This window comes from Anatilimnocola aggregata, from assembly GCF_007747655.1.
Classification (GTDB): domain Bacteria; phylum Planctomycetota; class Planctomycetia; order Pirellulales; family Pirellulaceae; genus Anatilimnocola; species Anatilimnocola aggregata.
This window is the reverse complement of record NZ_CP036274.1, coordinates 2196054-2216509: the sequence shown is the minus strand read 5'-3', so window position 1 is coordinate 2216509 and position 20456 is coordinate 2196054. Positions and strand designations below refer to the sequence as shown.

At 57.4% G+C, this 20456-nt stretch carries 17 protein-coding genes; 6 read left to right on the top strand and 11 right to left on the bottom strand.

Annotated elements, in window-relative coordinates:
• Positions 1-17: 17 nt before the first annotated feature.
• The 6 genes from ETAA8_RS08490 to ETAA8_RS08465 all read right to left on the bottom strand — a co-directional run bounded on the left by ETAA8_RS08490 (position 18) and on the right by ETAA8_RS08465 (position 7800).
• Complete coding sequence (locus tag ETAA8_RS08490) at positions 18-1367, bottom strand: TolC family protein (RefSeq protein WP_145087463.1); 1350 nt, start codon at positions 1365-1367, stop codon at positions 18-20.
• A gap of 108 nt (positions 1368-1475) precedes the next feature.
• Positions 1476-1820: a hypothetical protein gene (locus ETAA8_RS08485; protein WP_145087461.1), complete on the bottom strand. Its 345-nt coding sequence runs from the start codon at positions 1818-1820 to the stop codon at positions 1476-1478.
• A gap of 34 nt (positions 1821-1854) precedes the next feature.
• Positions 1855-2352 carry a hypothetical protein gene (locus tag ETAA8_RS08480; RefSeq protein WP_145087459.1) on the bottom strand — a complete coding sequence of 166 codons (498 nt, stop codon included), beginning with the start codon at positions 2350-2352 and terminating at the stop codon, positions 1855-1857.
• Between the two features lie 30 nt (positions 2353-2382).
• Positions 2383-5883 (bottom strand): efflux RND transporter permease subunit, encoded by a 3501-nt coding sequence (locus tag ETAA8_RS08475; RefSeq protein ID WP_145087457.1) that lies wholly within the window; start codon positions 5881-5883, stop codon positions 2383-2385.
• Positions 5884-5894: 11 nt separating this feature from the next.
• A complete protein-coding gene (locus ETAA8_RS08470) occupies positions 5895-7301 on the bottom strand; it encodes an efflux RND transporter periplasmic adaptor subunit (RefSeq protein WP_145087455.1) in 1407 nt (468 codons plus the stop codon).
• 301 nt (positions 7302-7602) lie between these two features.
• Positions 7603-7800 carry a hypothetical protein gene (locus tag ETAA8_RS08465; RefSeq protein WP_145087453.1) on the bottom strand — a complete coding sequence of 66 codons (198 nt, stop codon included), beginning with the start codon at positions 7798-7800 and terminating at the stop codon, positions 7603-7605.
• A gap of 526 nt (positions 7801-8326) precedes the next feature.
• On the opposite strand from ETAA8_RS08465, the gene ETAA8_RS08460 reads away from it, so the two are divergent.
• From ETAA8_RS08460 to ETAA8_RS08435, 6 genes are read left to right on the top strand one after another with little or no spacing between them, the layout of a single operon-like run.
• On the top strand, positions 8327-8722 hold the full coding sequence (locus tag ETAA8_RS08460) for an ArsR/SmtB family transcription factor (protein WP_145087451.1): 396 nt from the start codon (positions 8327-8329) through the stop codon (positions 8720-8722).
• Positions 8719-9864 (top strand): cysteine desulfurase family protein, encoded by a 1146-nt coding sequence (locus ETAA8_RS08455; RefSeq protein WP_145087450.1) that lies wholly within the window; start codon positions 8719-8721, stop codon positions 9862-9864. Before ETAA8_RS08460 ends, ETAA8_RS08455 begins: the two co-directional genes overlap by 4 nt.
• Positions 9865-9905: 41 nt before the next feature.
• Complete coding sequence (locus ETAA8_RS08450; protein WP_145087448.1) at positions 9906-10298, top strand: rhodanese-like domain-containing protein; 393 nt, start codon at positions 9906-9908, stop codon at positions 10296-10298.
• 28 nt (positions 10299-10326) lie between these two features.
• Positions 10327-11079 (top strand): methyltransferase domain-containing protein, encoded by a 753-nt coding sequence (locus ETAA8_RS08445; RefSeq protein WP_145087445.1) that lies wholly within the window; start codon positions 10327-10329, stop codon positions 11077-11079.
• The gene (locus ETAA8_RS08440; protein WP_145087444.1) at positions 11076-11453 is read left to right on the top strand and encodes an OsmC family protein; all 378 of its coding nucleotides are present in this window, start codon (positions 11076-11078) and stop codon (positions 11451-11453) included. Before ETAA8_RS08445 ends, ETAA8_RS08440 begins: the two co-directional genes overlap by 4 nt.
• Before the next feature lie 24 nt (positions 11454-11477).
• Complete coding sequence (locus tag ETAA8_RS08435; protein WP_202921683.1) at positions 11478-11963, top strand: cupin domain-containing protein; 486 nt, start codon at positions 11478-11480, stop codon at positions 11961-11963.
• A gap of 591 nt (positions 11964-12554) precedes the next feature.
• Here the strand turns inward: ETAA8_RS08435 and ETAA8_RS08430 are convergent.
• The 5 genes from ETAA8_RS08430 to ETAA8_RS08410 form a co-directional block, all read right to left on the bottom strand.
• Positions 12555-13076: an alpha/beta fold hydrolase gene (locus ETAA8_RS08430; RefSeq protein ID WP_145087442.1), complete on the bottom strand. Its 522-nt coding sequence runs from the start codon at positions 13074-13076 to the stop codon at positions 12555-12557.
• Positions 13077-13126: 50 nt separating this feature from the next.
• Positions 13127-15475 (bottom strand): heavy metal translocating P-type ATPase, encoded by a 2349-nt coding sequence (locus ETAA8_RS08425; RefSeq protein ID WP_145087440.1) that lies wholly within the window; start codon positions 15473-15475, stop codon positions 13127-13129.
• A 41-nt stretch (positions 15476-15516) separates the two neighbouring features.
• Positions 15517-15924, bottom strand: coding sequence for a heavy metal-responsive transcriptional regulator (locus ETAA8_RS08420; protein WP_145087438.1), 408 nt, complete (start codon positions 15922-15924; stop codon positions 15517-15519).
• 307 nt (positions 15925-16231) lie between these two features.
• Positions 16232-17464, bottom strand: a complete 1233-nt coding sequence (locus tag ETAA8_RS08415; protein ID WP_145087436.1) for an acyltransferase family protein — start codon at positions 17462-17464, stop codon at positions 16232-16234.
• A 213-nt stretch (positions 17465-17677) separates the two neighbouring features.
• Positions 17678-20428 (bottom strand): cation-translocating P-type ATPase, encoded by a 2751-nt coding sequence (locus tag ETAA8_RS08410; protein WP_261343640.1) that lies wholly within the window; start codon positions 20426-20428, stop codon positions 17678-17680.
• Between the last annotated feature and the right edge of the window lie 28 nt (positions 20429-20456).

The following is a 20456-nucleotide window of genomic DNA, read 5'->3' as shown; positions in this document are numbered from 1 at the left end:
GAATTGAGATGGCACCATCACCTGCCTCTTACATCGAGGCTGCCAGAAAGCAGCAGGCCTTCGATCTCAGCCTCGGTGATCCGAAGTTGCCTTAGTGAATCCAGGTACTGCAAGTGCGTTTGAGCAAAGGTGCGCTGAGCGGTGAGCAGGTTGAGGTAGCCGGTCTCGCCCGCCTGGTACATTTTTCGGCTCAGGTCGAGAGATTCAGTAGCAGCAGGAAGAATCGCCGTGCGATAGCGTTCCACTTGATTCCGCGCGTTTGAGTATCGCTCGAACGTCGGCGCTAGACGGTTCTTCAAGCTCAGTTCGAGTTGCGTCAGGGCTCGTTCCGCCGCGACTATCTCGCTCTGGGCTCGCATAATCCCGCCTTGGTTACGATTGAGAATTGGAATCGGGATCGACACCGTCACACCACCGTCGGGTCGCCCCCCGATGCCGTTGTCAATCGGATTCACGAGTCCTTGCAGGCTCACATTCGGCACCGCTTCCACACGAGCACGCTCGGCAGCCATTCGTGTTCGGGAGATTTCCGACATCGCAATGGCAATCTCCGGACTCGCAGCGTGTACACGCGCCAAGGCTTGATCGAAGGCGATTTCGCAGGGCGGCGCAAAGGCATCTCCTCTGAGTGCTTGCTCTTGGAGGTAAGGATCGCCAATCACGGAGGAAAGTTCACGCCAAGCGGCATCGTGAGAGTTACGGGCATTTTTCAAAAGAATTTGCGCGTTCTCGACTTCCAGCTGCGATTGGAGTACGTCGAGTCGGGTTGCTTCCTTGGCTTTGATCAGCGCATCAACAACGTCCGCTCCCTGAGTCGTAGTCCGAACCAGGTTCGAAGTCATGTCGATTTGTCGCTGGGCGATCAACGTCTTATAAAAGGCAATCCGAACGTCTGTAAGAACGCGCTGTTGTTGCGCAGCCAGTTCTTGCTGGGCACGTGCCAACTCCTGTTCAGCGACAGCTCGGTTCAAACGGAGCTTTCCGCCCCTCACAATTTCCTGGCTAAACTGCACACCGTGTTGCTCAGCAAGGCCGCCGCTGCCGAGCTGCTGGCCGTTGTATCCCACCGTGGGGTTCGGCGGCAGCCCAACCTGCACCATGTTGCCTTGCGCCGCGCTTACCAGCGCTGATGCGCGTCCGATCGAAGGATTGCTGCCGAGGGCGATGTGCTCCAAGTCTGTCAACGACAAACCGCGCTGCGGAGTTGGCGGCGTGATTTCTTCCGGTGGTGGAAGCGGGAGGGGTGGATCTTGAGTAACTGAGACCTTCCTTACCGTCACCGGTTGCTGTGCGGTAAGACTTGCACAAAACAAGCCAGCGACCGCACAGAAGATGAGCGGCGGGGCGATTTTGTCGAGGATATTCATGGTCGGATTCCTTTCCAACGCAAGGTCGGGAACATTGAGGCGGGATAGTTAGAGGCGGGATAGTTAGAGGCGGGATAGTTAGAGGCGGGATAGTTAGAGGCGGGATAGTTAGAGGCGGGGGCCAAACATCAACCAGGTTCCAGTCGAAAGCAAACTCAACACAATTCCAGCCGCAAAGGCCGACCAGAAATTAAGGTGGAACCGGTCGGCCATTGCTAAGGGGATAAAAAACGGCAGTCCCAGCGGGACCAAAATCAACGTCTCTCGTGAAAGGCGAGTGATCGTTGGCAGGTCCCGATGCTGGAACCAACTCAACATGAATGCGAGCACGCTGACGATCGGTAGCGAAAGGAACAGCGCACCATAGCGCGGGTAGCGCTTCGACAGTTCCGCCACCACGACGACCGTGATGGCGACAAGTGCTACCCGCACGCTATTCCAAAGAATTCCCATTTCGAACCCCTTCTAGGAAGCGGCCAGCGTTTCGTTACTTCTTTTCGTGCCCTGCATCGTGCGGTTCTTCTTTGAAGTCACCCGTGTACGGAGTGCCGTCAATTTGGCCGCTAATCGTGCCCGCGAATTCCTTCACGATCCCGATCGTGGCGTGTGTGCCCACGAAACGGGAAGAAGTTCCTGCGGGATCAGTTTCAAGCGGCTGGGCAGCGAGATCCATTTCCGTCATCGGATCGTTGATAACGAGGTGTATCGAGGTGGCCTTGATCGGCGCGGGCGTTTTTTCGTCCCCGCCGATGATGTACACCGTGGCTTCCTTCTTATCGTGATCCACGGTGAATTCGACGTGATAAGCTCCGCCGCCCCAGTCGGTCACAGCGCCGCCATGTGGGCCTTCTCCATGAGGACCGTGTGCAGCTTCCTTCGGACTGGAATTGGCCACAGGCGCAGGAGCTGGTGCGGGCGGTCCGCCACATCCGGACATGACCGATAACATTGCCGAGCAAACTATCAGTGCAAAAAATCGCTTCATCGAACTTCTCCAAGAGGAACAAAGGGGGAACTACGTCGCAGATGCACCTGCTTCTGGCACGACCGGTAAGGGCCGCGCCGGCGCAGGATGATCAACCAGCATTTCATCTTCCGAATGCACCTCGTGTGCTAACCGTTCGGCATCCTTGCCGCTGAACTGCCAAAACAAACCGGGGTGAATCAAAAACTCGCAAAACGTGGAAGTGACCAGACCGCCTAAGATCACTGTGGCGACGGGATAGAGAATCTCACGCCCCGGTTCTTGGCCGCCGATCACAAGTGGCACCAGGCCGATGCCGGCCGTCAGCGCCGTCATCAACACCGGCGCCAGCCGCTCCAAGCTGCCGCGGAGAACCATTGCCTCCGAGAACGGCTCGTTCTCTTCTTTCATCAGGTGGAAATAGTGGGTCACCAGCAAGATTCCGTTGCGCACTGCGATGCCACCCAGGGAAATGAAACCCACGAGACTGGCAACCGTGAGCGTTTGCCCGGTCAGCACCAAAGCCAGCACACCACCGATGAAAGCGGTCGGTAAGGCATTCAGAATCTGGAGCACGATGCGCACCGACGGATACAGAACCAGCAGAACTACGAACATGCCAATGACCGACACGCCGGCAAGTAGAACGATCAGCGTCGTGGCTCGCTGCTGACTCTCGAACTGACCGGCGTACTCTACAAAATATCCTTCCGGCATTTCGACACGGTCTTTGACGCGCTGCTGAATCTCGACGACGGCGCTCGCCAGGTCTCGATTCTCGGTGTTGCAACGGATGACGATGCGACGGCGGGCGTTCTCGCGATTGATGGCATTTGGCCCAACCCCTTCGCCGATTTCGGCCAGGCTCGCGAGTTCCACCTGCCCGCGGTTGTCGGGCAGGTCGATTCGCAATCGGCCAAGGTTCGCGTAATCGGTGCGATACGCTTGTTCCAGTCGGATCAGCAGGTCGAACCGCCGCTGCCCCTCCAGCACTTGCGAAGTCACTTCACCCTGCAAAGCGGTCTGCATAATGTTGCCGACATACTCGCGTGTGACGCCATACTTGGCCAGGTCGTTCGGGCGCAACCGAATGTGGATTTCCGGTGTTTGCTGAACCGGCTCAATGACTGGTGGAGTAACTCCCTCAATGTCTTGAATCGCCCGTTTCACCTTCTCCGCGGTTGAAAGCAGCGTGTCCAAATCATCGCCGACGACTTTGATCGCGATCTGAGCATAGACGCCTGAGACCATGTGGCTGATAAGATGTGCGAGCGGTTGTTCGACTTCGATGTCGACGCCGGGGACTTCATTGCGAAGCTCCTTCAGCAACTGCTGAATCATCTCCTCTCGGCCTTGGTGCATGTTGGGATTCATGCTGAGGATGTATTCACCCGCATTCACTGGAGCGGCATGCTCGTCCATCTCCGCCCGGCCCGTGCGGCGGACAAAGTTGATTATCTCTCCGTCGGGATTGGCCGGAGACATCTGCCGCTGGCGGAACTTTTCGTCGATCAAGCGTGAGGACTGGTTCGAGGCCTCCAACGATGAGCCCGCTGGAAGCGTGACGTTGACGAGAATGCTTCCTTCGTCGAACTGCGGCAGGAAGTTCCGGCCCAGGTTGGCTAGTTCCCAGGCCGCGAAGGCGACCATCACCCAGGTGATGATCAGCAGCGGTGTTGGGACTGCCATGCTGAATCGAATCAGGTAAGTCGCTCCCACCTTGAGGATGCGGAGTAGGAATCCGTCCCCTTCGTGATGCGTCGCCTTGGATTGCGGCAGCAGGTAATAGCTCAGCACCGGCGTAACCGTGAGGGAAACGACGAGCGACGCCAGAATCGAGACGATGTAGGCGATGCCCAGCGGCGTGAAGAGCCGCCCTTCGACGCCAGACAACGCGAACAGCGGCAGGAATACCAGAATCACGACGATCGTTCCGAACACGATCGCGCTGCGAATCTCTTTGCTCGCTTCGTACACTACCGCGATTGCGGGCTTCGGCTGCGCGGAATTATTGTTCTCCTTTAGCCGTCGAAAAATGTTCTCCACGTCAACGATCGCATCATCCACCAGTTCGCCCATCGCGACGGCGATACCGCCGAGGGTCATCACGTTGATCGAGAGCTGTGCTCCCGTCAGGAAACCCAGCGCGCGGAAAACCAACGTCGTGATGACGAGCGACAAGGGGATTGCGGTGAGGGTGATAAAGGTCGTGCGAAAGTTCAGTAGGAACAGGAACAGAATGATGAGCACGAGCACGGCGCCGATCACCAGTGCCTCAGCAACATTGAAAATCCCGCGGTCAATGAAGTTCTTCAGCCGGAACAGATCGGAATTGATGATGATGTCGGCCGGCAGCGACGATTCCACGTCCTTCAGCGCGGCGGCCATGCTATCCGTCAGAGACCGCGTATCGACGTGCGGCTGCTTCACCAGAGTGAAGACTGCCCCTGGTTGACCGTTGACACTGCCATCGCCGCGTTTAAGTTGCGCGCCTTCAGCAACTCGGGCGACATCTTCAAGAAGCACTGGGCGAACACCATTCGCCTTGATCGGGATTTTTCGCAGATCCTCAACGACTCGATGTGCATCGGGGCCAAGGCGGCCGAGAATGCGGATCGGTCGCTCACTTTCACCTTGAATGGCAAATCCGCCGCTGGTGTTCAAATTGCTTTCCGAAAGCGCCTTCTCGACCTGCTGCAACGTCACTTCGTATTCGAGCAATGCTGTTGGATTGACCAGGATCTGATATTGCTTGCGATCACCACCTTGGATGAAGACCTCCGCGACGCCTGGAATCTTGAGTAGCCGTGGTCGCACGACCCAGTCGGCAGTCGTACGCAATACCATGATTTGTTCTTCGTCGGATGGAAACGTGAGTTCAACCGATTGTCCAGCGACGTTTGCCGTGGCCTTACGCTCGAAGATCGCGGCATTCGCTTCTTTGGGTTCCCAGGCAATCTCGGAGATCGGCAAGGGTTGCCAGGTGTCAACGCGATGGCGATCGACCGGCTTCCAGGCCAGGACTTTGATCGGCTCACCGGTTCCCTCGATCAGCTCTGCCATGTTACCTGTCTTGCCGATAGGAACGAGTTGACCTCCTTGGGGACCGCGCTGGCGGTACATGCCGGCGATCACTATCTGGCCCATGATCGAGGCTGGAGGAGTCATTTGAGGCTGGATGCCAGGTGGCAGGACGCCACCCAGAGAGCCCAATCGTTCCTGCACCGTTTGACGAGCAGCGCGAATCTCCGTGTCCCAACTGAACTCGATGTAAATCACATTCAGCCCCGCAGTCGTCTGACTGCGGACGGCCTGCACGCCGGCCGCACCGAGCAAGGCAATTTCGATGGGCTGCGTCACGAGCGTTTCGACTTCTTCTGTCGCCAGGCCGGGGCATTCTGTGATGATGACAACCCGCGGGCGATCAAGATCCGGAAAGACGTCAATCGGTAGCGTTGTGGCCGAGTAGCCGCCATAGACCAACAGCGTCAGGCTGATCACGACGACCAACATGCGATACCGCAGTGCAAAGCGGATGACGGCGTTAAGCATGGTTTAGGTTCCTAGTGAGCTTCGTGCGTGGTGCCGTCGGCATGGACGTGAACATTCGTCGGGATGCCACTCGCTAATTGGGCCTTCAAAACCCGGTTCAGCGAGGCCGCCGCGTTCTGAGCGACGAATGCTCCCTTCCGCGGACCGCCATCATTGGCAATCACCACCGAGGTGCTGTCTTCGTGCAACACGTGGACGGCGACGCGGTCGAACAGATCGCCGTTCTGGCGAAACACGAATGCTTCTGGCCCCTCGCGCACGAGTGCGGCTTGCGGCAATACGAACACGTTCTCGATTTTCTCAACGGCGATGGATAAACTCACGCGGTCGCCAGGGCGGAACCGCCAAATCAGCCGCTCTTTGCCCCCTTGCGAATAGGCTTGCCATTGATTGTCGAGCGGCAGGTAGAAACTGAACGTGCGGGTTTCGGTGTCGATCAGATTTGCGACATGACTTATCTGGAGTTCATTCGGCAGCGCCGGCCAGTTGTTTCCCTCCTCAACCTCAAATCCGACGTTGATCGGGAGTTGTTCTTTGGCGGTGCGCTGGATTAGCGGCATGTCCTTCTTGAAGCCCTGCCCCTCGATCAGCAGGGCGCGGTGATCGGCAAGCGTGCAGAGGAGTTGGCCGGCCTCGATTTGCTGCCCCAACTCAACTTTGAGCATTTGCAACTCGAAACTGAACGGTAATCGAGCCGGTTCGCCTTCGATGGCTGACGCCAGGGCAACTTCCGCGACCTTGAGAGCCTGTTCGCCGGGAGCCGTGACCGTAATCTCCGCTACAAAGTCCCCATTGGCCGCAGCTTCGATCTGCTTCTCCGAGAGTCCGCGTGCCTTCAGATCCTGCCGGTATGCCAAGACGTTAACGTCCATACGTTTGACTTGATTTTCGATTTCGATGAGCCGCGATCCGGCAATACCTCCCATATCCGCCAATCCTTCAAGCCGCTTTTGCTGCTGGCGAGCAATTTCGATTTCCTTGGTGGCTTTGAATAGTTCGAGTTGCGAAGTGTGCAGCGAATCGCTGACCAAGCGTAGCGCGAATAGCGGTGCATTCGGAGCTACAGTACTGCCTGGATAGGCATGGATCTTGGTGACGATGCCGGTCACGGGCGCGACAACGCCGCGATCGCTGATACCGGGACGGTCAGTGATCACACCTGGGACTTCGATCTTCCGGAAGTACGTGCTGAGCTGAAGTGGTTTGGACGAAACGCCCAGGTTCTTGCGCGCTTCGGCACTAATCCGCACCGGCGTATTTCCATCGGCGATAGGTGCTTTGGGCGGAGCATCCTTACTGGTGGCAGCGGCGGTCTGACGACTTTTCCATTCGTTGAAGGCGTAGGCTCCGAGCCCGATGGCGACGCCCAACGACATCAGCGAGACAGCGATATTGATGATGAACTTGCTTCGAGTCATGGAGACTCTCCGAAACCGCAGGCCAATGCAGAATGCGCCGAACCGAGCAACGCAAACAGGAGAAGGGAAGTAGTGAGCAACGAGCAAGTTGCGCAGCAATGAGCGAGTAAGCGCAAAGAGGGCGCTTAGATGCGGAGAGTCCGCAGAGTGAGATAGATTTCCGAGCCGTCGAGCACCTGATCAGGCGGGCGCCAGGGGAGGCCGCGCACTGCCTTTCCGTCAATTCCACAAATCGATGGCGCGACGGGCATTTGCAAAGCAAACAGCAAAATGCGGACCGACGAGACTTGGGCGCCGGAATCTAACGTGCAGCTCGTTCCACTTGCGAGGTAAACAGCGTCCGCATTGTGGTCGGGATCAGTGCCGGAAGGGCGCGGAGTTTGACCATCTGATGTGTCGTTTTTGGACGTTTGATCTTGCTGATGATAGTGGTCGTGTTTCCCATGAGCGTGGGGATGCGAATGGCAATGGCCGAACCAATGGAAGTGCGGCGTCGCATCGTGCTTCCGCTGCTCCTCTCGTGAAGTCGCTCCGTGCGCGTGAGGAATCGCTGCCAGTTGACTGGCAAACATTCCCACGATCATCAGGAGTGAAACGCAACGGCGAAACATGGTTCTTGCTAGCTCTCCCTTTCACATTCAGCTTATGTCGAAACCTGCCAGCGGACAATGAGGCCCGCCGGGTGGCGATCCGTAGAACACCGATTATTACGGCTATTCGGCAGCATTCGTTCAACCGCTCCAACCGGATTTTCCGGGAGCGCTGAACCTTCGCAGTTCTCCCAATTTCTCGGCGAGTTCGCGACCTGCCGTAAGTGTCGGACGGCGTCATGAATCTCCTTCAGATCGAGCATTCGCGACAAAGTGTCGCGGTGCGTGTTGAGCCATGCGCAATCTTGGCGCCTGGAAATGCCAATCAGGCGAATAACACGCGGCAGGACGGTAATGGTTCTGTTGTTGACCGTCGGGGGCATTCGCCGTTAGGATATTCGAAGGATCGAATATCCGAATACGGAGTTTGTCGCCATGGATTTGAAGGATTCGCGCGCTGCCGCTGAATTACTCAAGGCATTCTCGCACCCCACGCGGCTGGCAATTTTGCTGGAGCTGGTCGTGGGCCCGAAGTGCGTAACGGACATGGAGGAGTTGCTACCGGCTCGGCAGGCGAACATTTCCCAGCACTTGGCGGTACTCCGGCATGCGAAGCTCGTGGACTATGCCCAGGATGGTTCACTGCGTTGTTACTATCTGTGCCGACCTGCGTTGGTCGAGGACATGCTGGCACTTGTTGGCCGCAATGATCCTATCGTTAAGCGTACCCCCGCAGAGATCCAGGCAGACAAGGAGCGGCTGGCCAAGGCGATTGCGAAGTCTACGGCACAATCAGCAAAGTCCGGGCGTCGCGAGGTAGCCAAGCGATGAGTTCGCCGATCTATCTCGACTACAACGCGACCACGCCGATTGCCGGCGAAGTTGCGGCGGCGATGTCGCGGTGCCTCACGGAGCCGTACGGCAATCCTTCCAGTGTGCATTGGGCAGGATTGCCAGCTCGTGATGCAGTTGAAACCGCTCGGTCACAGGTAGCGGCGCTGCTGTGCTGCGATGCGACCGAAGTCGTCTTTACGTCAGGCGGAACCGAAGCCAACAACTACGCCCTCAAGGGGCTGTTCTTTGCTAAGCGTGTTCGTGGCCGTCCCTTCCATGTCATCACCACTCGCATTGAGCACCCGGCGATTCTGGAGCCTTGCAGTTTCTTAGAACGCCTCGGGGCGGAAGTGACTCGCCTGCCAGTTGATCGGCATGGTCTCGTTGATCTGGAGGATTTGCAGCGGGCGATCCGACCAGACACTGCGCTGATTTCGATCATGCACGCCAATAACGAAGTCGGCACCATTCAACCTCTGATGGAGATCGCGGCGATTGCGCGCAAACATGAGATCCTTGTCCATACCGATGCGGCACAAACCGTCGGCAAGATTCCGGTTGACGTCGAATCGCTAGGCGTCGATTTGCTGACCGTGGCCGGCCACAAGCTGTATGGCCCCAAGGGAGTCGGGGCACTTTATGTTCGCGAGGGAGTGGAGCTAGAACCGCTGCTGCATGGCGCCGGTCACGAGGCCGGACGACGTGCCGGTATGGAGAATGTTCTCGAAATTGTGGGCCTGGGTGCCGCTTGCGAACTGGCCCAGTTGTGGACCGAAGATTATTCAATCAAAACTCTGCGCGATGAGTTTTGGATCGACTTACAAGCGGCATTCGGCGACAAGATCGCGCTGAACGGGCATCCCACGCAGCGCTTGCCCAATACACTCAACGTCAGCTTTCGCGGCAGGAATGGGACCGAGATTCTGGCTGCTATGCCGAACCTGGCCGCATCCACTGGTTCCGCCTGCCACGCCGGAACAACTCACATCAGTCCCGTCCTCGCCGCCATGGAAGTGCCTCGCAAAGTTGCCCTCGGAGCCGTGCGATTCAGCCTCGGGCGCGAGACTACCCGCAGCGAAATCGACACTGTTGTTGAAATGCTGCTTCACATCAACGCCTGTTCAGCGATTGCCCATTAGGACGAATCTTCTGCCTCACCCACCTAGGGAGAAACCAACCAATGAAATCAGCGCCGCATTTCGCTTTGGTTCTTGTTTGCTTGATCGGGACAGATTTGATCGCTCTGGACCTCACCAAGGACTCGTTGCCAACCGTCAAAGAGAATATCACTGCGAAGAAAGCTGTACTTGTCGACGTCCGCGAGAAAGAAGAATGGGATAGTGGCCATATCGCGGACGCTCTGCTGCTTCCGCTGAGCAGTTTGGAGGAGGCCGATGACGTCAAAGCCTCATTAGCACGACTGCCCAAGGACCGCATCATCTATACGCACTGCGCTGTCGGCGTGCGTTCGCTCAAGGCAGCCGAACTTCTCAAAAAGCATGGCTACAACGTGCGTCCGCTGAAGGCGGGTTACGCCGAGTTGCTGAAGGCCGGATTCAAGGATGCCGAGTAAGGCGTTCCAGAAAGCAGCATGGTGTTAGATGAAACCGCTTGCAGAACTCTCCGGCGAGGAAATTAAGTGCACTGTCGCGGAACGCTACGGACTGGTGGCGACGACTCCCGGTGAGAAATTCAACTTCCCGGTCGGCCGCAAGTTCGCCGAAAGCGTTGGATACGAGTCCGAATTGCTCGATCGCTTGCCGGCCGGCATGTGGGAATCATTTACCGGAGCTGGAAACCCTCAGGCATTCGTGGATGCCAAGTCGGGGGAAACGGTCCTCGATCTGGGCTGTGGTGCTGGACTCGACCTGTATCTCTATGCACAAAAGGTCGGCCCGTCCGGACGCCTGTTCGGTCTGGATTTGGCCCAGCCCATGCTCGACAAAGCCCGCAGCAACCTGACCGCACTCGGCATCGAGAACGTCGAGTGGCTACATGCTCCAGCGGACGCGATTCCTCTGCCGGATAATTCTGTTGATCTTGTAACCGCCAACGGCATCTACAACTTGTCGCCGGACAAAGACGCCGTGATGAGGGAAGTCGCGCGAGTGCTCAAGCCTGGTGGGAGAACCATTTTCGCCGAGATCGTCCTCAAGGGTGAATTGCCGCAGGACGTGCGACGTGAGATTAACGATTGGTTCCGGTGCATTGGCGGAGCCTTGGTCCAGGATGACTTTCTGAACCGAATGAAAGCACATGGTTTTAGCAATCCTCAAGTCCTCTGGTTGGGTCGCAATGCTCGTACGGGACACGAAGCCTCGCTTTGCGCGGTGATTCGGGCAGACAAAAAATGATCAAAGCAGCTAGCCTCAATCAGTCCTGCCAGACAGCGTTTACCAACGGTGGCCAGTCCAGCTTCGCAGATCTGCCGGTCGCCAAAGGCGGGGCAGGGCTCGGCTTTGGTCCGCACGAATTGTTAGAGGCGGCGCTGGCGACGTGCATGGTGATGACGGTTCGCATGTACGCAGATAGACACCACTTACCGCTCACCTCGGTGAATTGTGATGTGCGGATCGACCGATCCGCGATCGAATCAGTGGCGCTGTTTTATGCGCTGACGTTGGAAGGCAACTTGACGACTGAGGAAAAACAACTGCTCCAAGCAGCAGCAGCGAGTTGCCCCGTTGCTCGGACTCTGGCCGCACGCATCGCCGTCGTGGCCACCTAGACTCCTTCTTTTAGAAAGCACTCCATGCGAAATACATCGCTGGCCGTCGCGACGATGGCAATGTTCGTCGGCTCACTGCTACGCGCCGACGATCACGACACGAAAGAATTTCGACTTTACCACCTCGACAAGATTGAATGGAAAGAAGGCCCGCCTTCACTTCCCCCAGGCGTCAAGATCGCCGTCTTGGAAGGTGATCCCAGCAAAGAAGGGCCATTCGTGTTCCGGGTCAAGGCTCCCGACGGCTATCGTATCCCACCGCATACCCATCCCAAGACGGAGCGGATCACGGTGATTTCAGGAACCTTCAACATTGGCATGGGCGACAAATTCGACGCAGCTGCGACGAAGCCGATGCCGGCTGGAACTTATGGCTACTGGGAAACCGGCATGAAGCACTTTGTTTGGATCAAAGGCGAAACGGTGGTTCAGTTTCACGGCATTGGCCCGTGGAAGATTGAGTACGTGAACCCGAATGACGATCCTCGGAACCAAAAGGAATCGAAGTAAGACAGGAGATTGGCTCCTTCTGCAAATGCACACTGTGGCGGAACGCAAGTCACACACTCGGGTAATCTCGCGATGCTGTTGAACTCCCTCTGTAAAACGTGGTTGACGGCCGCCTTTGCCGGGGCAGCGCTAGGTTGCTGCGATTGAGCCGGCGATGGCTCAACAAGGAAGCGTCTAGGCCAGATACAGCAGCCGCGGATACTTTGGCGGCGATCGACATGCCAGCAACTATTCAGCCGGCCATGATCATCGTCCCTCCATGTTCCAGCGGCAAAGCCATCAGGCCCACACACAGCGGAGTGGCAAGGGGGCGAAGGCCTCCGCACTCCTTCTCTTTTTTTAGCTATCAGGACTATTCTCACATCAGTGGAATTAGGCCGCACCGTAAACGTTCCCCAGTGCAAAACGCCCTTTGAAACGCATGAGATGGTACGAGCGGGAGCAATTCGCCGCATCGTTGGTGGCAAACTCCCACCAAAAATGATTGCCATCTAGCTGGCGGATTGTTCAGAGCTCTCGGCCCCGAGATCTGTTGGCGTCAATTCTTGATCGTGATCGCAATTCCACAATTCGATGTATCGGTGCATCAGATCACCGAAGGGCGGAATGTGGTGTTCCGCGACAACCAACCGCTTCAATTCCGTAGAGCCGGACTCGCTCCGCAAATGCGTCCATAAATGCAACTTCGGCCTGTTTTGCTTCGTCGACTTCAATGTCTTCGACGCTAATCAGCAATAAAGCCCGAAAACGATCGGGATACGCGACCGCGGTGCTTAGGCAGATCGTGGCACCAAGTCCAGCGCCGCCCAGAATCGCCTTACGCACACCGAGCTCATCCAGTAGTGCGATCACGTCCTGGGCATACTGCGTCCAAGTATAACAGCTCGGGTTGCGGCAAATGGATTTGCCGTATCCTCGGACATCAGGAAGAACAACCGGGTGGACACCGCCGGTTCGCCGAGCAAGCGGAACGAGACTCTGGTGATCCGGACCGCCGCAGTGCAGCACCAAAACAACTGACTCATCTGTTTCGGCCGCGTGCTCACTGGAACCCGAGACCAATGCCGCGAAAAGCGCACAACCGTCGGCTCCGAAATAATGGACTTCGTTCATTACGTTCACCTTACGGCTCAGCCTCTTGTACCGCGGTTCGGCATTCGATCTTAAAGTTTTGTTCCGCGAAGCCGAAGTGAATTGGCGATCACGCTCACCGAACTGAGACTCATGGCGGCGCTGGCCAGCATTGGGGTCACTAGCCCAAACGCTGCCAAAGGTAAGCTCAGCGCGTTGTAAACGAATGCGAGGAAGAGATTCTGGCGAATGCCAGCGGAAATGGCCCGGCTTAGCCGTTTGGCTCTAACGATGCCGCGGAGGTCGCCTTTGACCAAGGTGATCGCCGCGCTTTCCATCGCTACATCGGTGCCCGTGCCCATGGCGATGCCAACATTCGCTTTGGCCAGCGCAGGAGCATCATTGATTCCGTCGCCTGCCATTGCGACCACACGGCCTTCTCGTTGCAAGCGCGCGACGACCTCACCTTTTTGTTCGGGCAGCACTTCCGCGATAACCTCGTCGATTCCGAGCTTCCGAGCGACCGCCTCAGCGGTTGCCCGACTGTCGCCTGTGAGCATAATCACCCGAAAGCCCTCTGCATGTAGCATCTGCAGCGCCTCGGGCGTGGTTTCTTTGATCGGGTCGGCAACGCCGATCAATCCGGCGATGGCGCCATCCACGGCGACGAGCATAACGGTTTGCCCTTCCCTGCGTAGCTGTTCAAGCCGTGCTTCGACAGTGCTGACAGCCACATTTTCCTCGCGCATCATGGCGGGATTGCCAACTGCCACGCGCCGTGATTGGTCCAAGCCACGGACACCCTTCCCCGTGACGGATTGAAAGTCTTGGACTTCCGATAATGAAACGCCGCGATCTTTAGCGCCTTGTACGATCGCTGAGGCCAGCGGGTGCTCGCTACTCACCTCAAGTCCCGCAGCTATGGCCAACAATTGATGTTCGCTGAAGTCGCCTGTTGGTTCGACCGTTACCAGTTTTGGCTTGCCTTCGGTCAAAGTGCCGGTCTTATCAACGACGAGCGTGTCAGCATTGCGCAAGGTTTCGAGCGCCTCGGCGTCACGAAACAGCACACCTGCAGTGGCTCCGCGCCCCGTTCCCACCATGATCGCCATTGGTGTCGCCAGTCCCAGGGCGCACGGGCACGCGATGATCAGCACAGCCACCGCATTGACGAGGGCGTGGGCCAGCCGCGGCTCAGAACCCCAGACTGCCCAGATCACAAAGGTCAACAACGCTATGCCAAGCACTGCCGGGACGAAGACCGCTGCGACCTTGTTGACGAGTTTCTCAATCGGAGCGCGGCTGCGTTGAGCTTCACCTACCATGCGAACAATCTGTGCCAGCAGCGTATCTCCACCAACCCGCTCGGCTTGCATCAGCAAACTCCCGGTACCATTCACCGTACCGCCGACCACCTTGGTTCCCGACACCTTCTCGACGGGAATCGGCTCGCCAGTGACCATGGACTCGTCGACGTTGCTTTGTCCGTCGAGCACGGCCCCGTCTACGGGTACCTTCTCACCTGGCCGTATGCGAAGCCGGTCGCCGACGTGGACGTGTCCGAGCGGAATATCCGCTTCCGAGCCGTTCTCCCGAACGAGACGCGCCGTCTTCGGCGCCAGGCCAAGCAGCGACCGGATAGCGGCGCCGGTCTGTGAGCGCGCCCGCAGTTCCAAGACCTGGCCCAGCAACACGAGAACGACGATCACCGCAGCGCTATCGAAGTAAGGCTCAATTGCACCTGCCGCGTTCCGAAAACCGTCCGGAAAAATACCGGGTGCAATCGTCACGGCGAGGCTATACAGGTATGCCGCTCCCACGCCGATTGAGATCAGCGTGAACATGTTCGGGCTGCGATTGATAACCGACAGCCAGGCCCGTTCAAAAAATGGCCACGCGCACCACAGAACAACGGGCGTAGCGAGCACAAGCTGCGTCCAATTCAAAACACCCATATTCTCGTGCAGCAGTTTCATCAGCGACGCCGAAGGGATCAGTCCCGCCATCGCGATCAGAGAGATCGGCAACGTCAACACCGTGCCGATCCAAAAGCGACGCTGCATCGAGATCAATTCAGGGTCTGGCCCATCATCCACGGTTGGTTGCATAGGCTCAAGCGCCATGCCGCACTTCGGGCAAGCACCGGGGCCGGATTGCACAACCTCCGGATGCATTGGGCAAGTGTACTTGACCGACTCTTGGTCGCCATTGACTTCAGGTCGATCGTGTTTTGGCGGTTCTTCAGCGTGTAGAAACTGGGCAGGGCTCTTTTGAAACTTGTGGACGCAATGTGTGCTGCAAAAGTAGTAGGTGGTGCCTTGATGCTCCACCGAACCCGCAGCACTCTTCGGGTCTACCGTCATCCCGCAAACCGGATCAATCGTGGGTTTGTTTTGGTCGCCTAAGACTTGGAGACTGTGGGAGGTGTGTGAGTGCGACATTGAATCGTTCCCGATTAAGTTGTTGATGAGCGAGTCCGCCGCTAGTGGCACGGCTTTTCAATTGCAGCGAGGATCGGACAGCCGTCCAGTTTTCCTCTGCCGTCGCAGGCTTCAATGAGCGGTGCGAGTGCCTTTTTCATCCGCTTCAGGTCAGCAATTCGCCGGTCAAAGTCGGTAACTTTATCCAAGGCCCGCTGCCGTACCTGTGCCCGTGTCGCTCCTGGATTGAGCTTTAGCGACAATAACTCCCTGATCTCACGCAAGGTGAACCCAAGGCGCTGCGCCTGTTTGATGAAACGCAAACGGGCAACAGCATCTGGTTCAAACTGTCGATACCCAGAAGCCCGCCGCGCAGGCAGTTCCAACAATCCTTCGCGCTCATAGAATCGAACGGTTTCGACGCCAATTCCAGCTTCGCGGGCGACTTGGCCGATTGTCAGCGTCAGCATTGCTTGTCTCCTCTATAGCCATCTTACGGTCTGTACCTTACTACAGGGTCAAGGCCTATCAGGGTGAGTCCGCGGTAACCCGCTCTCGACAGGTGTCCCGAATATCCATGGCCTTCGAATATGGAGCGTCCGCGACTTCCGCCCTGATAACGCCGGCGACCGCAACCTCGGATGCTTCGAGGCGAACGCGGTGCCATCGTCGCGCTAGCTGCGCAAGAGGAGCCCGAGCCATGAAAAAAGGCTGATTGCGCTGCCTTGGGGCATCGAAATCAGCCTTCTCGAATCGACCTGGCTCTGGTTTTGCGGCCTATGTATGGGCGACGCGCGCCTCTTTGGCCGGGAGGGTAGCGCCAATCTGTTCAAGAGGAACTGTTGGACGCTTGGATTCAAACAGATGCTTAAAAGCTAGCAGCCGCTTCTCGTAACTATGCCAGCTGAGCCACGCCAGGCCGCAGGTCAGCAGAGACATGACGAGCATAAAGCCAAGTCGGCCAAACAGGGCAGATCCCGTCAGTTGCTGAAGCGATTGGGCAGTGAAGACGCTTGCCAAGCCATAGAGCAGCAAATTCTGATAGACGTACATGCCGTAGCTGTACCGTCCAAACCACTGCAGAAAACTGGAACGGCCGAGGCAAGAAAGTATTCCCTGCTTCGCTGAAGCTACTGCGAGCAAGATAAAAGCGGCAAAGAAACAGGCAAATAGTGTCGTTGGAATTGTCATCAGACGCATGCGCAACACGACGAGTCGGAGGAGCAGTAGGCCGCTAACGAGCAGGACGCTGCGGGCAGCGGGCAGGAGCGCGCCCAGGCCATTAGGGCCGCGAGCTGCCAGGGCAATCCACGCTCCGGCACATAGCGAGTCCAGCCGGAACAAAGTAAACACTTCCGTTGCGGGGCCGGTTCCACCAAGCAAAATCCAAGCAATTCGTGAACCTGCTGACAGGCAGAACAAGCCGATGCAGAGTCGCATCGCATTCGTCCGCGACAAGGCGAAGATCACGAGCGGCCAGACCAGGTAAAAGTGCTCTTCAACGCACAGTGACCAGAAGTGATTCAATCCACCAAAATTCCATTCGCCCCGGTGACTCATCATTAGGTTGCTTCCGTACAACCACAGGGAATTGAGGTCAGTTGTTGATGCCTTCAACCAGGCTGTCGAAATGCCTAATAGCGGCAGAAGAACCAGAACCACGAACAATGTCGTGTAATAGAGCGGGAAGATTCGCAAAGTACGGCGAGCATAAAAATTCCGGAAGTAACTAGCTTGCCCCTTTGCATCGAACAAAATTCCGGTGATCAAGAAACCAGACAGGACGAAGAACAAATCGACTCCACGATTGCCGAGATCAATGAGCGGTAATGCCCAGCCCGGTGTGCTTTCGTCGTGGGGCCCGGCGAACCGGTAAGCCGTTACCAGCAGAATAGCCAAACCACGGATTCCATCGAGCGCTGGGATGTGCCCGCGCGGCAATTGCAAGGGTTGAGAATCGGGCACAGCAAACCGTGCCGCGCGTCCAACAATCGGGATGTACCAGCCCATAAAGAAACGTCCAGCGCATCGGATCTACCGAATTGTTTCGAACTGCAAAAATACGACGCACTTGGGGATGCATCTTTTGTTCGATCCAGGGCCGCTACGGTTCCTGCAGATTGACAGGGCTAAGGCCCGACTCAATCGCTATTATCGAAGCAAGCAGGACCGCGCGGACTTCGAATGTTGAAGGCGACGTGTTAGAGGAGGGCGACCGCATGCCTATTCTTTGAGCCGGACTTTGCGGTTACGGCCATGCTTGAACGCGAGTGCGATTTTCGTTAATTCAACCAGCGTGATGGGAACTAGGGCCAAAACAGCGATCATTACCCAATGTCGCGTATCGTGGGGCGGCATTTCGAACCAACCGCGTACACCCGGAGTAAGGGCCACGGCTGCCTGCAGTAAGACGCAGATGACAACGGTTACTAACAGCCACGGGTTCCCGAACCAGCCAAGTTCAAAAACGGTCTTAATATCGCTGCGCGCAGAAAGGGAACGGAGTAACTCGTTATACACGAGCACGCAGAAGGTGACCGCGCGGGCTTGCTCTAACGAGTCGCCGAAATAGTAGCGACTTATTGCGAAGGCAATCAGTGATGTGCTTCCCACCAGAAATCCCTGGGCGATGATCGCTAATCCTAAGTGACGAGACAAGATCGGTTCGTTGGCCGGTCGGGGCGGTCGCTGCATAACGTCCGTCTCTGTCGGTTCGAGCGTGAGTGCCAGCGCGGGGATTCCGTCGGTCACCAAGTTGATCCACAGGAGCTGAATCGTTAGCAGCGGGGAGGGCCAACCGAACAGACTGGCAAAGAACATCAGCAGTAGCTCGCCGAAGTTGCAGGCCAGTAGGTATTGAAGCACCTTGCGGATGTTGTCGTAAATGCCGCGCCCTTCTTCGACGGCGCTTACGATCGAGGCGAAGTTGTCGTCGGTCAGCACCATGTCGGCCGCCGCCTTGGTGACATCCGTTCCGGCGATTCCCATGGCGATACCGATATTGGCGGCTTGCACGGCGGGGGCGTCGTTCACACCGTCGCCGGTCATCGCCACAATATCCCCGCGCGATTGCCAGGCCTTCACGATGCGAATCTTATGTTCTGCCGTAGCTCTGGCGTACACGGCCGTGTGAAGCACACGTTCGCGTAGTTCATCGTCGCTCATCGTCTCTAATTGGGGGCCAGCAATGACGGCAGACTCATCGCTAGTTAGCTGCAGCGAGCGAGCGATGGCGAAGGCTGTAGCGGGATGGTCGCCGGTGATCATCACCGGCCGAATCCCCGCCGCCCGGCAGGTGGCAATTGCGGCGCGGGCTTCATCGCGTGGTGGATCAATCATGCCTACGAGCCCCGCGAATATCAGGTCGGATTCCAAGTCTGAGTGCGGCTCACCTGACTGTGCCGGGCGCGATGCCATCGCCAGCACACGCAATGCCTGTGACGCGAGTTCGGCGTTGGCTTGCGACCAAAACTCCCGTCGCTCCGGCGTGAGCGGTACGGCCCGCGCTCCCACCCATTCTTGTTGGCAAAGTGCCAACAGCACTTCCGGGGCTCCTTTGGCGAAAATCACCGTACCTTCCTCGCGCGAGTCGAGGAACATGGTCATATGTTTGCGAGTGGAATCAAACGGAATTTCGTGGATCACGCGGGGCGTGGAAAGTTCGCCACCCAAGCCAGCCTTGGCGAACACCACGATCAAGGCCCCCTCGGTCGGATCGCCCACCACGGACCAAGATTGCTCTGCTGATTCCGGAGGTTGCAATCGCGCGTTGTTGCACCAACCGCCGATCAAGAGCACTCGCCGTAATGCAATTTCCTTCGCTGGTGCCAAAAGTGTGTCGGCGTCGCTCGACGTGTCCGAGCTGTGCCGCAGAAAGTTTCCGCGCGGCGCGTACCCGGAACCGGTAACGTGAAAGCCCCCATCACCCGTCACGATCTCCTGCACGGTCATCTCATTTCGCGTTAGCGTGCCCGTTTTGTCGGAGCAAATGACGGTGACCGATCCCAGTGTTTCTACGCTCGGCAATTTGCGCACGAGCGCGTTCCGCCGCACCATCCGCTGCAAACCGAGCGCTAGAGCCACCGTGACCACTGCCGGCAATCCTTCAGGCACCGCTGCCACAGCCAGCCCGACCGAAGTGAGAAACGCCTCCAAGAACTTGCCCTGTCGAAACCACTGCAGCAGGAAAACCACGAACACGATGCCGAGGCATAATGCCACCAGCGTCTTCCCTAACTCCGCGAGGCGGAGTTGCAGCGGTGTGGGTTCCGGTTCGACTTGCTTGAGAAAGCCCGCGATTCGGCCCAACTCCGTCCGCATGCCAATCGCGGTGACGAGCGCGCGTCCTTTGCCGCAGGCCACAATCGTCCCGAGATACACCATGTTACGGCGATCACCGAGTGACGCATCTGCTGCCAGAATCGCCTCTGAGTCCTTGGCGGTTGGCACCGATTCACCAGTCAATGCTGCCTCTTGAACGCCAAGGTTGAACGCTGTGAGCAATCGCGCGTCAGCGGGAATGTCATCGCCGGCTTCGATTTCAATGACGTCTCCTGGCACAAGTTCCATAGCGGGGACGGTGGTTAACGCGCCGTCGCGAATCACCTTCGCTTGCGGACGTGAGATCTTTCTCAGCGCGGCGAGCGCCTGCTGGGCACGTTCTTCTTGAAAGAATCCGATCAATCCATTGAGGATGACGATCGCGATGATCGCTAGACTATCGCTCCATTCGTTGAGGGCTCCGGAGATGATCGCCGCGCAAAACAGCATCAGGATCACGACATCCTGAAACTGGCCTAATAGCCGCTTCCACCAGGGGTACGGTGGTCCTTCCTGCAATTCGTTCCAGCCATGCTCGGCCCGGACTGCAGCAATCGAGGTGGAGTTGTGTCCATGCTCGCGACTCATTCCATGCGCTCGCAGAGCATCCTTCGCGCTGATTGCATGTGGCTGGCTCGCACTCTCGGAGTTCATTTCGGCCGTTGTCATCATGATTTCCGGT